Genomic DNA, 12,419 nt, shown 5'->3' with positions numbered 1-12,419 from the left:
CTATGTGGCGCCCCTATACTGTTTTGCACGCGCCTGCCCTGGCAGCCACGCCGGGCCGCGCCACCGAAACAACAGCAAGCACGGGAGCGGCACATGGCTTTCAACTGGTTCACCCCCAAACCGGGCGCGCGCCGCCGCGAGGCGGGTGACACGGCATCCGCCGACCACGCGGCGGCGCCCCTTGCGGGCGGCGGCGGCAACCTGTCCTGGCCCGACGTGGTGCGCCAGCTGGGCCAGGAAGTGGCCATGTCGCTCAACGCCGCCAGCGAGCAGCTCGAGCGCCTGAACCGCATGGAGCCCAGCCTGGTGCGCAGCCTGATCCCCGTGACCGAATCGGTCGAGCGCGCGCGCCAGGCCGGCATGGCCGCGCAGCACGTGCTGCGGCTGTGCGAAGACCCGCCACCGCAGCAGCGCGAAGTGCTCAACCTGGCCGACGTGGTGCGCGCCGTGCTGACGGCCCGCGCCGACTGGCTGGCGCGCCGCCAGATCGGCGTGCGCCAGGGCCTGGCCCACACCCGCGTGTACGCCGACTCCAGCATGCTCTACATGCTGGTCGACGAACTGGTGCAGTGGGCCGGCCAGATGGCGGCCAGCGTCACCATCACCGTCGACAAATCCGGCCGCACCAGCCGCCCGCGCCTGCGCGTGGCCGCCTGGTGCAACCCGGCCGAGGTGCCCGAGCCGGTGTGGCGCAGCATCCGCTGGACGCTGTGGCACCAGCTGGCGCACGCGGTGGGCGCGGTGTCGCAACTCGACACGCGCGATGACCACGTGCGCGTCACGCTCGACCTGGCGCAGGTGTCGGAGGACCAGCTGGCCAGCGCCGTCGAGACCTCGGTCGGCCCGTCCAGCGTGTCGGCCGTCATCCAGGGCTGCCGCGTGCTGCTGGTCACCGGCCACGCGCAGCGGCGCGCGCAGTGCCTGCAGGCGCTGGCCGGCTACGGGCTGATCCTGGACGCCGCCGAGGACATGCGCCAGGCCGAGCGCCTGGCCACCCAGCACCTGCCGGATGCCGTGATCTACGACGGCTCGGTCCACGCCGGCGCCATCGAGCGCCTGCGCGAAGACCTGCAGCGCCGCGCCGCCACGCCCACCGCCTTCGTCGAGATCCACGACCAGGCGGGCGCGCCCGAATTCCAGGCCTCGACCGTCGGCGCCGTCTCCACCGGCCACGTGGCGGCCGGCGCGCTGAACCAGTCGCTGGGGCCGGCGCTGGTGTTCGAGTTGTGCAAAGTCATGTGAACACCCCCTGAGCGGCTGACGCCGCTTCCCCTCTCCTGCAGGAGGGGGACGCCGCCAGCGGCCGGCGCAAGTCCGGCCGCGGCGGCCGCTGGCCTGGCCTGCTCCGCGGCCACTCGACATGGCTGAGGCGCTGCTTTTTGGAAGCCGTGCGACGGATGAACTGGCACGGCTCTTTGTGGGAGCGGGCTTGCCCGCGATGGACGGCCTCGCCGGCAGAGATCGATCAGATACTCCCCAACACCCTATCCGAAAGCGCCCATCAATCAAGCGCTAACGACTCATACTCCCCATACCCCGCCTGCACACTGGGCTTGAAAGCCCGGCGCCGTCGATGCCGCCGCCGGCTCGGCGAATGCTACAGTCCACGCGGCGTTGCGGCCAGCCCGCTTCCTTCAGCTCCACACCATGACCACCCCGCACCTGCCCCGCCTCGGCCTCGCACTGCGCGCGCTGCTGCAGGCGCGGCGCCACGCGGCGCTGGGCACGCTGGACGCGCAGGGCGGCGGCGCCTTCGTGTCGATGGTGCCCTACGCCATCGACACCGCCACGCAGCAGCTGGTGCTGCACGTCAGCGGGCTGGCGGCGCACACCGCCAACATGGCGGCCGAGCCGCGCGTGTCGCTGCTGGTCACCGCCGCCGATGCCGACGACGCGCCGGTGCACGACCTGGCCCGCGTCACGCTGCAGGGGCTGGCCAGCACGCCGGCGCCCGGCTCGGCCGACTGGGTCACGGCGCGCAGGGCCTACCTGGCGCGCTTTCCGGATGTCGAGCCGATGACGGCGCTACCCGATTTCCGCTTCGTCACGCTGCAGCTCACCGGCGCGCGGCAGGTGGCCGGCTTCGGCGCCGCGCGCAGCGTGGGGCCTGACGAACTGGCGCAGGCGCTGGCCGCTTGAACCCGCCAGACGCTCCTGAAAACGCAGCAGCCGGCGCCCAGCCGGCGGCGCCTGTCGCAGCCGTGGACGATGTCGAGGTGCTGCACGAGGACGCGCACCTGCTGGCCCTGGTCAAGCCGGCTGGCCTGCTGTCGGTGCCGGGCCGCGGGCCGCAGAACGCCGACTGCCTGAGCACCCGCGCGCAACGGCGCTGGCCCGGTGCATTGATCGTGCACCGGCTCGACCAGGCCACCAGCGGCCTGCTGCTGATGGCGCGCAGCGCCGCCGTGCAGCGCGCGCTCAGCAGCGCCTTTGCCGAGCGCCGCGTGCACAAGCGCTACGAGGCGCTGGTGCACGGCCGGCCCAGCGCCGCCACGGATGCGGACGGCTGGGCCGAGATCGACCTGCCCCTGATCGTCGACTGGCCGAACCGCCCGCGCAGCAAGGTCGACCACGCCAGCGGCAAGCCCAGCCGCACGCGCTGGCGCCTGCTGGCGCACAATGCCGCCACCGACACCGCGCGCCTGGCGCTGGAGCCCGTCACCGGCCGTTCGCACCAGCTGCGCGTGCACCTGCTGGCACTCGGCCACCCCATCGTCGGCGATGCGCTGTACGGCGCCCCCGACACGGCCCCACGGCTGATGCTGCACGCCTGCGCCTTGCGGTTTGAGCATCCGGTGAGCGGACACACTCTCGACCTGCGGAGCGACGTGCCTTTCTAAGCGTTTTCGGCCTGCAGCGCAGGCGGGGCAAGCGCCGGCAGCTATCAAAATTGATTTCTCATGACGCGCGCACCGCTTTCGCTGTGTGGGAGCGGGCTTGCCCGCGATGAGGCGCCTCGCCGCTACCAACGCTTGATCGCGGGCAAGCCCGCTCCTAAAACGCTGTTGGAGACTGGGTGCGACGCAAGCAAGACCGCACCCATCAGCCACCGCGCAGGAACTTGCCTGGCGGCGCGCGACTCGCACCCTGCACCGACCGGAAGCCGCCCATGACCACCCACCCGCGCCCGCCCTCACCCGCCGCCACGCCGCGGCCGCGCTGCTGGCCGCGCCCTGGGTGTGGCGCGGCGCCATCGCCCAGCCGGCCGAGCGCCTGCGCCCCACGCCGCAGCAGACCGAAGGCCCGTTCTACCCCGTCGAGCTGCCCACCGACAGCGACCACGACCTGCTGCGCAACGGCGCGCAGCGGTACACGCAGGGCACGCCGGCGCAGGTCGAAGGGCGCGTGCTGGACGTCGACGGCCGGCCGGTGAGCGGCGCGCAGGTGGAAATCTGGCAGTGCGACCAGCAGGGCCGCTACCACCATCCGCGCGACGGCGGGCGGGCCGACGCGGCGTTCCAGGGCTTTGGCCGCGTCACCGTGGGCGCCGATGGCGCCTGGCGCTTTCGCACCATCCGCCCCGCGCCCTACAGCGGGCGCACGCCGCACATCCACGTGAAGGTGCGGCTGGGCCGGCACGAGCTGCTGACGACGCAGCTGTACGTCGAAGGCGATCCGGGCAACGCGCGCGACTTCCTGTGGCGCCGGCTCGACGAACCGGGCCGCCGCGCCCTCACCCGCCCCTACTCGCCCGGCCCCGACGGCCTGCACGCCGACTACACGCTGGTGGTGCTGGCCTAACGCCGCTGCGCCGCACGCGCTGGCGCGCCCCGCACAACGCCCTGGCGCCGGTTGCCACAAGGTCGCGGGCTGCTGTCCTACGCCTCGGCCGCGGCGCGCTCTACAGTTTGCACGTCGTCAATCTGACTCACGAAACAAAGGACACACCTCATGAAAAACTTCAACCTGCGCAGCATCGGCCTGGCCACTGCCCTGGGCCTGGGCAGCATCGCGCTGATCGGCTGCACCACCACCACCAAGGACAGCCAGGCCACCCCGGCCGTCAGCCGCGCGTCGATGGAGACCTCGGTCAACGAAACCCTGTCGCGCCTGTACAGCACCGTGCCGGGCACGCGTGAAATGGTGTCCAAGGCCGCGGGCGTGCTGGTGTTCCCGGCCGTCGTGGGCGGCTCGTTCGTCGTCGGCGCCGAACACGGCCGCGGCGCGCTGCGCGTGGGCGGCCAGACGGTGAACTACTACAGCACCACCAGCGGCTCCATCGGCTTCCAGGCCGGCGGCCAGTCCAAATCGGTCATCTACGTGTTCAACACGGCCGACGCGCTGCAGAAGTTCCGCGCCAGCAAGGGCTGGACGGCTGATGCCGACGCCACCGTCGCCGTGGGCACCGTGGGCGCCAACGGCCACGTCGACACCAAGACCCTGCAGCAGCCCATCACCAGCTTCACGCTGACCAACGTGGGCCTGGAAGCCGGCGTTTCGGTGGGTGGCAGCAAGATCACGCCGATCTCCTGCCCTGACCCCCGCCACGGCCACGCGGGGCGCTGTGAACACCGCCCCGCCTGACCCGACCCAGGGTGCTGCATAGATTGCAGCACCCTTTTCTTTTTCCCTGCAAGACTTCAACGCCATGACCGCCGCCACCACCCGCCACCTGTTCATCCTCACCGGCGCCTCGCGCGGCATGGGCCACGCCATGGCCGGGCAGCTGCTGGCGCCCGGCCACACCGTGCTGACGCTGGCGCGCCGGCCCGACGAGGCGCTGGCCAGCCGCGCCGCCGCCGCGGGTGCCACGCTGACGCAATGGTCCGCCGACCTGGCCGACGCCGCCCCGTGGCCGCGCGCCTGGCCGACTGGCTGGCCGCGCACGACGGCGCCGCCTTCGCCAGCAGCGCGCTGATCAACAACGCCGGCGTCATCCCCGCCATCGTGCCGCTGCGCGACGCCGCGCCGGCCGATCTGGCCAACGCCCTGCGCGTGGGGCTGGAGGCGCCGATGCAGCTGACCGCCGCCTTTCTGCACGCCACGCGCGCCTGGCCGGGCGTGCGCAAGGTGCTCAACATCTCGTCCGGCCTGGGCCGGCGCGCCATGGCCTCGCAGGCCGCCTACTGCGCGGCCAAGGCGGGCATGGACCACTTCACCCGCTGCCTGGCGCTGGACGAGGCGCTGGTGCCCAACGGTGCCAAGGTGTGCTCGCTGGCGCCGGGCGTGATCGACACCGACATGCAGGTGCAATTGCGCGGCGCCGATGCGGCGGCCTTTCCCGATCGCGGCAGCTTCGAGCAGCTGAAGCGCGGCGGCCAGCTCACCAGCGCGGACGACGCGGCGCGGCGCGTGCTGGCCTACCTGGCGCGCGCCGACTTCGGTGCCGAGCCGGTGGCAGATGTCCGCACGGCGTGATGCGGCTTCGAATCACCAGATACTCCCCATATAGTCAGCCTGCAGCGCCCGTCATTCTGGCGCTGACAACCGATACTCCCCATGATCCTGTAGGAGCGGCGGAAGCCGCGAAGCGCCGCAGCCCCGCTGGCAGCGCCGCCCTTCGCGCCTGCGGGCTCATTCCATGTCCAGATCGAAACCACATGAATCCCGTCATTCCGGCGCAAGCCGGAACCCAGACGACGCACGTGCGGAACGCATGGATCCCGGCTTTCGCCGGGATGACGATGGTTGACGCCTTGAGGTGAAAACGGAATCACCCAGCCAGCCGCAGCACGGCTCAAACCCCCACGGCCGCCAGCGCCGCCAGCGGCCCGGCCGCCTTCAGCGCGGCCAGCTTGTCGGCCTCCTGCGCGTAGAAGGTGCCGCCGAAGGCCAGCGCGTTGACCGAGACGCCCTCGAAATGCTCGCGGCTGCGCGGCACCAGCAGCAGCCAGCCGTCGGCGATCAGCAGGTTGGAGGGCGGCAGCAGGCCGCTGCCGTTGGGCGCCAGCCCGAGCTGCGCCAGCGCCCGCGTGTAGCCGGCGTGCAGGCTGTCGGCCAACGCCTCGACCGACACGCCCGGCCCGCCGGCGATGCGCACGAAGCAGTGCCGCACGGCCAGTTGCGGGTGCTGCGCCGTGGCCAGCGGCGCCGCGTCGGCCGGCAGGCCGGGCCACCACAGGTCGAGGCTGGCGTTGCCTTCGGCGCGCGGAATCCACTGCAGGTGCTTGTGGCGCTGGCTGGCGCCCGCGGCCGTGCCGCCGTTGTGAAAGCCCAGCCCGCCGGCAGCCACCAGCACGCGCGCCAGCGCGGCGAAGTCGCTGCGGTCCAGCGGTTCGAGTTGCTCGCTGAACGTCTTCGTCGCGATGACGAGGTGGCGCGCCGAGATCGGAAACTTGTTCAGGATCGCCGTGTGCGCATCGCCCAGCGGCCCCACGGTGAGCGCCGGATCGGGCGAGAGAAAAGGGTTGAAGTTCGGATCACGCGGGCCGCCGGGAATCAGCGTGCGCTTGCCCGCCAGCGTAGACACCGAGCGCGCCAGAAAGCGCAGGCCGCCATCGACCAGCTCGGTCTGTTCGGTGACCAGGGGTTGCAGGTCGCCCGAGGCCAGGGCGCCCTGGGCGCGTTCGTCGACCTGTTGCAGGAAATCGCTCGTCATGGGGTGCCCTCGGAAATCGGAACCATGAAACACGGCCGCGGCGCCCACGGGTGGTGTGGCGCCCGGCCCCTTCCGGCGCATCCTACCCAAGCCCGGGGCAGGCCTGCAGGCGCGCGGCCAAAGCCGCGCGGTGCGGCGGGTCAGAACACCTGCGGCACGATCATGCTGTCGGGCACCGGGTGGCGCACGTAGTCCTCGTGGCGCACGCGCGGCGGCAGCACGACTTCGGGGCGCTCCACTTCCTGATACGGCAGTTGGCTCAGCAGGTGCGTGATGCAGTTCAGCCGCGCCTTCTTCTTGTCGTCGGCCGGCACCACCCACCACGGCGCCTCGGGGATGTGCGTGCGCTGCAGCATGTCCTCTTTGGCCTTGGTGTAGTCCTCCCAGCGGCGGCGGCTTTCCAGGTCCATGGGGCTGAGCTTCCACTGCTTCAGCGGGTCGTGGATGCGGCCGAGGAAGCGCAGGTTCTGCTCCTCGTCGCTGATGCTGAACCAGTACTTGATCAGCACGATGCCAGAGCGCACCAGCATCTTCTCGAACTCGGGCACGGTGCGGAAGAACTCCTCCAGCTCGTCGTCGGTGCAAAGCCCATCACGCGCTCGACGCCGGCGCGGTTGTACCAGCTGCGGTCGAACAGCACCAGCTCGCCACCTGCCGGCAGGTGCGGCACGTAGCGCTGGAAGTACCACTGCGTCTTCTCGCGGTCGTTGGGCGCCGGCAGCGCCACCACGCGGGCCACGCGCGGGTTCAGCCGCTGGGTGATGCGCTTGATCACGCCGCCCTTGCCGGCCGCGTCGCGCCCTCGAACACGATCACCACCTTGCGCTTGGTGGTGGCCACCCAGTCCTGCAGCTTCACCAGTTCGCCCTGCAGGCGGAACAGCTCGCGGAAATACTGCTGGCGCGCCGCCTTGTAGTCGGCCGAATCGGTCAGCACGCCGGCCACCGCGTCGATGTTGCGGTCTTCCAGCTCCATCTCCAGCTCTTCGTCAAAGCCGTCCAGCAGGTCGCCGCGCAGGCGGCGCATCAGTTCTTCTTCGCTCACGGTCGGTGCTCCAGGCGATTCATCGCAACCCTTCACGATATTCTCAGATTGTGATGATTTGATGACTGTCACATTCGGCGCGGCGCTGTCAGCGGCCCGCAGCCGGATGGCGGCATACTGTGGGGGCAAGACCCTTACAACCCCACCCCGAGAACCAACCAGGAGAACCAAGTCATGGCACGTGAAGTCGTCGTCGTCAGCGGTGTGCGCACCGCCATCGGAACCTTTGGCGGCAGCCTGAAGGACACCCCCACCGTCGATCTGGGCGCGCTCGTCGTCAAGGAGGCGCTGGCGCGCGCTGCCGTCGAGGGCAAGGACGTGGGCCACGTGGTCTTCGGCCACGTCGTCAACACCGAACCGCGCGACATGTACCTGTCGCGCGTGGCGGCCATCAACGGCGGCTGCCCCAAGGAGACGCCGGCCATGAACGTGAACCGCCTGTGCGGCTCGGGCCTGCAGGCCATCGTGTCGGCCAGCCAGGGCATCCTGCTGGGCGACTACGACGTCGCCATCGGCGGCGGCGCCGAGAACATGAGCCGCGCGCCCTATGCCAGCCTGGCCACGCGCTTCGGCGCGCGCATGGGCGACACCAAGATGATCGACATGATGGTCGGCGCGCTGCACGACCCGTTCCACACCATCCACATGGGTGTGACGGCCGAGAACGTGGCGGCCGAGCACGGCATCACGCGCGAGGACCAGGACGCGCTGGCACTGGAAAGCCACCAGCGCGCCGAAAAGGCCTGGGCCGAGGGCCGCTTCAAGGACCAGATCGTCCCCGTGGTCAGCAAGGGCCGCAAGGGCGACGTCACCTTCGACAAGGACGAGCATTTCCGCGCCGGCGCCAAGCTGGAGGACTTCCAGAAGATGAAGCCGGTGTTCGTGAAGGAGAACGGCACCGTCACGGCCGCCAACGCCAGCGGCATCAACGACGCCGCCGCCGCCGTGGTGCTGATGGAAGCCGGCGCCGCCAAGGCGCGCGGTGCCAAGCCGCTGGCCCGCCTGGTGGGCTACGCGCACGCCGGCGTCGAGCCCAAGACCATGGGCATCGGCCCCGTGCCGGCCACGCAGATGCTGTTGAAGAAGCTGGGCATGAAGATCGACCAGATGGACGTGATCGAGGCCAACGAGGCCTTCGCCGCGCAGGCCTGCGCCGTCACCAAGGGCCTGGGCGCCGACCCGGCCAAGGTCAACCCCAACGGCTCGGGCATCTCGCTGGGCCACCCCATCGGCGCCACCGGCGCGCTGATCACCGTGAAGGCGCTGTACGAGTTGCAGCGCATCCAGGGCCAATACGCGCTGGTCACCATGTGCATTGGCGGCGGCCAGGGCATTGCGGCGATCTTCGAGCGCATGTAATCCGCTATCCGGCAGATAGCTGCCCACGCCCGCTGGACCGGCGCCAGCGGGCGTTTTTCATGGTCAACCGCCGCGGCAGGGTCAGCGCCTGCGCAAGACCCCGCAGCGCGCTAACATTGCCCATCCAGTTTCACTTCTTACAGAAAGCCCGCCCCAGATGTTCCGCCCAATCGCCTCTGCCCTGGCCATCGGCCTGATCGCCTCCGCCGCCCACGCCCAGACCTACCCGACCAAGAACATCCGCATGGTCATCCCCTTCCCGCCCGGTGGCGGCACCGACATCCTGGGCCGGCTGGTGGCGCAGAAGCTGACCGAGGCCAACCAGTGGACCATCGTGCCCGATAACAAGGCCGGCGCCGGCGGCACGCTGGGCATCACCGAAGCGGCCAAGGGCAAGCCCGACGGCTACGACATGGTGATGGGCCAGAAGGACAACCTGGTCGTCGGCCCCTGGCTGTACAAGAGCCTGCCGTGGAACCCGGTGAAGGACTTCACGCCCGTGGCGCACGTGGCCTGGTCGCCCGTGATCATCGCCACCAGTATGAACAGCAAATACAAGACGCTGGCCGACGTGGTGGCCGCCGCCAAGGCCGCGCCCGACACCGTGACCTACGGCTCGCCCGGCAACGGCACCACCATCCACCTGGCGGGCGACCAGTTCGAGAAGGCCGCGGGCATCAAGCTGCGCCACGTGCCCTACAAGGGCTCCAACCCGGCGCTGATGGACGCGCTGGCCGGCAACGTGGACCTGCTGGTGTCGTCGGTGCCGTCGGCCATGGCGCAGGTCAAGGCGGGCAAGCTGCGCCCGCTGGCCGTCACCTCGGCCAAGCGCAGCACCAGCCTGCCCGACGTGCCCACCGTGGCCGAAAGCGGCTACGCCGGCTTCGACATGAGCACCTGGTACGGCCTGCTGATGCCGGCCGGTGCGCCCGCCCCCATCGTGGCGCAGATGAACGGCGCGGTGAACAAGCTGCTGGCCACGCCCGAGATGCAGAAGGCCATCCACGACCAGGGCGCCGAGCCGCTGGCGATGACGCCCGAAGCCTTCACCCAGCAGTTGCAGCGCGACTACCAGGGCATGGAGAAGATCGTGCGCGATGCGGGCGTAAAGATTGAGTGACACCCCCTGAGGCGCTGACGCGCCTTCCCCTCTGCTGCGCGAGGGGACGCAGCCAGTGCCCGGCGCAGGTCCGGGCACGGCTGCCGCTGGCATGGCCTGCTCCGCTGCCTTTCGATGACGCGTGGAGTGGCTGCTTTTGTGCGGGAGCGGGTTCGCCCGCGATGGGGTGCATCCGCCTGATCCATCGCCACATCGCGGCCAAGGCCGCTCCTTCAGTGGAGCTTTTCTTCCTTATACTCTCCCTATAGATACTCGGTAGCGCCCGCCAGACAAGCGCAAAACCATATACCCCCTATCATTCTTGAGGCAGCCGCGTGAAACGGCTGAAAAAACGCCCGCATCTGCGGGCGTTTTTCATGGCGCAGACGGCGCCGCTCAGGTCGAGCTGCGGTCCTTGATCGGGCAGGTGTTCATGCCCAGCAGCGTGTACGCGGGGCAGAAGCGGAACAGGCCGGTGGCCAGCGGGATCACGCCCAGCCAGCCCCACCAGCCCACGGTGCCGGTGACGGCCAGGGCGATCAGCACCAGACCGACGACGATGCGCAGGATGCGGTCGATGCCGCCGACGTTGAGTTTCATAACAAGCTCCTTTGGTTTGCAGGACGAAGAATAACCGTCAGACGAGCGACGGGCGCTGGCGCGACTTGCGCAGCCAGGTCAGCAGCGGCCACGCGAACAGCGTGCCGGCGGCAGCCCAGGCCACGGCGATGCCGATCAGGTTGGCCCAGTCGACCCAGTATTTCATTTCGCCCAGGCCAGACTTGCTCCACAGCGGGGTGACGAAGAAGATCACCACGCCCAGCAGCGCGCCCAGGGCCACGGCCTTGGGCAGGCAGGCGCGCCAGTCGGCGCCGCGGCCGCCGCGCGCCATGGCCAGCAGCACCAGCCACAGCACGGCCAGCGCCAGCAGCCAGGGCCAGATGGACAGGGCCAGTTCCCACACGATGTTCAGCATCAGCCAGATTTCATACATGGTTCGTGTCTCCTTGGTTCAGTGCGTGGTCACACGCGGCCCTTCATGACCGCGATGTAGGCGGGCTTGAGCAGGCGGTACTTCATGAACCAGGCCATGAAGCTCTCCTGCAGCGGCTCGATCATCGGCAGCGAGGGCGTGAGCTTGCCCTCGTAGTCGAACTCGATCAGCATGGCCGAGCCTTCGCGCACGATCATCGGGCACGAGGTGTAGCCGTCGAAGATCTGGTCGGCCGGCTGCCCCGCGATCACGCGCGCCAGGTTGTGCGCCACCAGCGGCGCGCTCTTCTTGACGGTGGCCGCCGTCTTGCCGCGCGGCGTGCCGTTGATGTCGCCCACGCCGAACACGTTGGGGTAGCGCAGGTGCTGCAGCGTGTCCTTGCTCACCTCCAGCCAGCCGCCGCCGGCCATGGGGCCCTGCTTGGCCGACAGGTCGCTGTTCTTCACCACGTCGGGCGCGCGCATGGGCGGCACCACGTGCAGGAAGTCGTAGTCGACGCTGGTGCGCTCGCCCTCGGGCGAGGTGAAGACGGCCTTGCGCGCGCCCAGGTCCACCGCCACCAGCTTCTGCAGGTAGTGGGTGTTGATGCCCAGCGCCTTCCAGCGCGCCAGCACGTTGTCGTTGACGGCCTTGACGCCGAACACGGTGTCGTCGGCCAGCGCGCTGTAGAAGTCCACCTTCGACTGGCCCATGGTGCCGGCCTGGCGCAGGCGGTCGGCGATCATGAAGGTCATCTTCAGCGGCGCGCCGGCGCATTTCAGCGCGCCGGGCGGCAGCGTCATCACGGCCTGGCCGCCCTTGGCGCGGTAGGCGTCCATGGCCTGCCAGGTGGCCAGCGCGGCCTGCGGGCTGGCGTAAACGCTGCCCATGCCGTTCTGGCCGATGGCGGCCACGTCCATGCCTTCGATCTGCGCATAGTCGAGGTGCAGGCCGGTGGCGACGACGAGGTAGTCGTAGCCGATCTTCTGGCCGCTGGTGGTGGTCAGGCTGTTGCTGGCGGGGTCGAACGCGGCCACCATCTCCTGCACCCATTCCACGCCGGCAGGGATGAAGTCGGCGTTGCGGTCGCGCACCTTCTCGATCGGCCACACGCCGCTGGCCACCAGGGTGTAGCCGGGCTGGTAGTTGTGCTCCTGCTTGGCGTCGACGATGGTGATCTTCGCCTGCGGCAGCAGCGCGCGCAGGCGGCTGGCCACGGCAATGCCGCCCAGGCCGCTGCCGGCGATCACGATGTGCGCCTTGCTGTTGCTGGTCTGCGCCTGCGCGACAGGGGCGGCCTGCAGGGCGCCGACGGCGATGGGCGCGGCGCCCATGGCGCGCAGCATGTCGCGGCGGGATGGCGGGCGCGTGGGCCCGCGGTGGGAGCGTTCGGTCATGGTGTCTCC

At 70.1% G+C, this 12,419-nt stretch carries 11 protein-coding genes and 2 pseudogenes; 8 read left to right on the top strand and 5 right to left on the bottom strand.

Annotated elements, in window-relative coordinates:
* Nucleotides 1-93 precede the first annotated feature (93 nt).
* The 6 genes and pseudogenes from H0I39_RS15630 to H0I39_RS15605 all read left to right on the top strand — a co-directional run bounded on the left by H0I39_RS15630 (nt 94) and on the right by H0I39_RS15605 (nt 5,358).
* A complete protein-coding gene (locus tag H0I39_RS15630) occupies nt 94-1,242 on the top strand; it encodes a hypothetical protein (protein WP_180551104.1) in 1,149 nt (382 codons plus the stop codon).
* A gap of 405 nt (nt 1,243-1,647) precedes the next feature.
* Nucleotides 1,648-2,139 (top strand): pyridoxamine 5'-phosphate oxidase family protein, encoded by a 492-nt coding sequence (locus H0I39_RS15625; protein ID WP_180551103.1) that lies wholly within the window; start codon nt 1,648-1,650, stop codon nt 2,137-2,139.
* A gap of 62 nt (nt 2,140-2,201) precedes the next feature.
* The gene (locus tag H0I39_RS15620) at nt 2,202-2,840 is read left to right on the top strand and encodes an RluA family pseudouridine synthase (protein ID WP_180551102.1); all 639 of its coding nucleotides are present in this window, start codon (nt 2,202-2,204) and stop codon (nt 2,838-2,840) included.
* Nucleotides 2,841-3,177: 337 nt separating this feature from the next.
* A complete protein-coding gene (locus tag H0I39_RS15615; RefSeq protein ID WP_180551101.1) occupies nt 3,178-3,741 on the top strand; it encodes a dioxygenase family protein in 564 nt (187 codons plus the stop codon).
* Between the two features lie 150 nt (nt 3,742-3,891).
* Nucleotides 3,892-4,524 carry a BPSL1445 family SYLF domain-containing lipoprotein gene (locus tag H0I39_RS15610; protein WP_180551100.1) on the top strand — a complete coding sequence of 211 codons (633 nt, stop codon included), beginning with the start codon at nt 3,892-3,894 and terminating at the stop codon, nt 4,522-4,524.
* A 64-nt stretch (nt 4,525-4,588) separates the two neighbouring features.
* Nucleotides 4,589-5,358 (top strand): annotated as a pseudogene (locus tag H0I39_RS15605) (SDR family NAD(P)-dependent oxidoreductase).
* Nucleotides 5,359-5,677: 319 nt separating this feature from the next.
* Here H0I39_RS15605 and H0I39_RS15600 read toward each other — a convergent pair.
* Together H0I39_RS15600 and ppk2 are read right to left on the bottom strand one after the other, a co-directional pair.
* Nucleotides 5,678-6,538, bottom strand: a complete 861-nt coding sequence (locus H0I39_RS15600; protein WP_180551099.1) for an ATP adenylyltransferase family protein — start codon at nt 6,536-6,538, stop codon at nt 5,678-5,680.
* 140 nt (nt 6,539-6,678) lie between these two features.
* Nucleotides 6,679-7,564: pseudogene (gene ppk2 / locus H0I39_RS15595) on the bottom strand (polyphosphate kinase 2).
* A 192-nt stretch (nt 7,565-7,756) separates the two neighbouring features.
* Here ppk2 and bktB point away from each other — a divergent pair.
* Nucleotides 7,757-8,941 carry a beta-ketothiolase BktB gene (gene bktB / locus H0I39_RS15590; protein ID WP_180551098.1) on the top strand — a complete coding sequence of 395 codons (1,185 nt, stop codon included), beginning with the start codon at nt 7,757-7,759 and terminating at the stop codon, nt 8,939-8,941.
* 157 nt (nt 8,942-9,098) lie between these two features.
* The gene (locus H0I39_RS15585) at nt 9,099-10,061 is read left to right on the top strand and encodes a Bug family tripartite tricarboxylate transporter substrate binding protein (protein ID WP_180551097.1); all 963 of its coding nucleotides are present in this window, start codon (nt 9,099-9,101) and stop codon (nt 10,059-10,061) included.
* Between the two features lie 375 nt (nt 10,062-10,436).
* Here H0I39_RS15585 and H0I39_RS15580 read toward each other — a convergent pair whose 3' ends face one another.
* The 3 genes from H0I39_RS15580 to H0I39_RS15570 are packed head-to-tail and all read right to left on the bottom strand — an operon-like array spanning nt 10,437 to nt 12,410.
* Entirely contained in the window at nt 10,437-10,640 is a 204-nt protein-coding gene (locus H0I39_RS15580; RefSeq protein ID WP_180551096.1) for a YgaP family membrane protein, read from the bottom strand.
* A gap of 37 nt (nt 10,641-10,677) precedes the next feature.
* Nucleotides 10,678-11,034: a hypothetical protein gene (locus tag H0I39_RS15575; RefSeq protein WP_180551095.1), complete on the bottom strand. Its 357-nt coding sequence runs from the start codon at nt 11,032-11,034 to the stop codon at nt 10,678-10,680.
* Between the two features lie 29 nt (nt 11,035-11,063).
* Nucleotides 11,064-12,410, bottom strand: a complete 1,347-nt coding sequence (locus H0I39_RS15570; protein ID WP_257645828.1) for an NAD(P)/FAD-dependent oxidoreductase — start codon at nt 12,408-12,410, stop codon at nt 11,064-11,066.
* Nucleotides 12,411-12,419: the final 9 nt, after the last annotated feature.

The sequence above is a fragment of the Ottowia beijingensis genome, from assembly GCF_013423955.1.
Taxonomy (GTDB): Bacteria; Pseudomonadota; Gammaproteobacteria; order Burkholderiales; family Burkholderiaceae_C; genus Ottowia; species Ottowia beijingensis.
This window is presented reverse-complemented; position numbering and strand designations above follow the sequence as displayed.

Excerpts from the sequence above, each read along its gene's own strand:
- H0I39_RS15630 (WP_180551104.1), top strand. The coding sequence starts at position 94 with ATGGCTTTCAACTGGTTCACCCCCAAACCGGGCGCGCGCCGCCGCGAG.
- H0I39_RS15625 (WP_180551103.1), top strand. The coding sequence starts at position 1,648 with ATGACCACCCCGCACCTGCCCCGCCTCGGCCTCGCACTGCGCGCGCTG.
- H0I39_RS15610 (WP_180551100.1), top strand. The coding sequence starts at position 3,892 with ATGAAAAACTTCAACCTGCGCAGCATCGGCCTGGCCACTGCCCTGGGC.
- H0I39_RS15600 (WP_180551099.1), bottom strand. The coding sequence starts at position 6,538 with ATGACGAGCGATTTCCTGCAACAGGTCGACGAACGCGCCCAGGGCGCC.
- bktB (WP_180551098.1), top strand. The coding sequence starts at position 7,757 with ATGGCACGTGAAGTCGTCGTCGTCAGCGGTGTGCGCACCGCCATCGGA.
- H0I39_RS15585 (WP_180551097.1), top strand. The coding sequence starts at position 9,099 with ATGTTCCGCCCAATCGCCTCTGCCCTGGCCATCGGCCTGATCGCCTCC.
- H0I39_RS15580 (WP_180551096.1), bottom strand. The coding sequence starts at position 10,640 with ATGAAACTCAACGTCGGCGGCATCGACCGCATCCTGCGCATCGTCGTC.
- H0I39_RS15575 (WP_180551095.1), bottom strand. The coding sequence starts at position 11,034 with ATGTATGAAATCTGGCTGATGCTGAACATCGTGTGGGAACTGGCCCTG.
- H0I39_RS15570 (WP_257645828.1), bottom strand. The coding sequence starts at position 12,410 with ATGACCGAACGCTCCCACCGCGGGCCCACGCGCCCGCCATCCCGCCGC.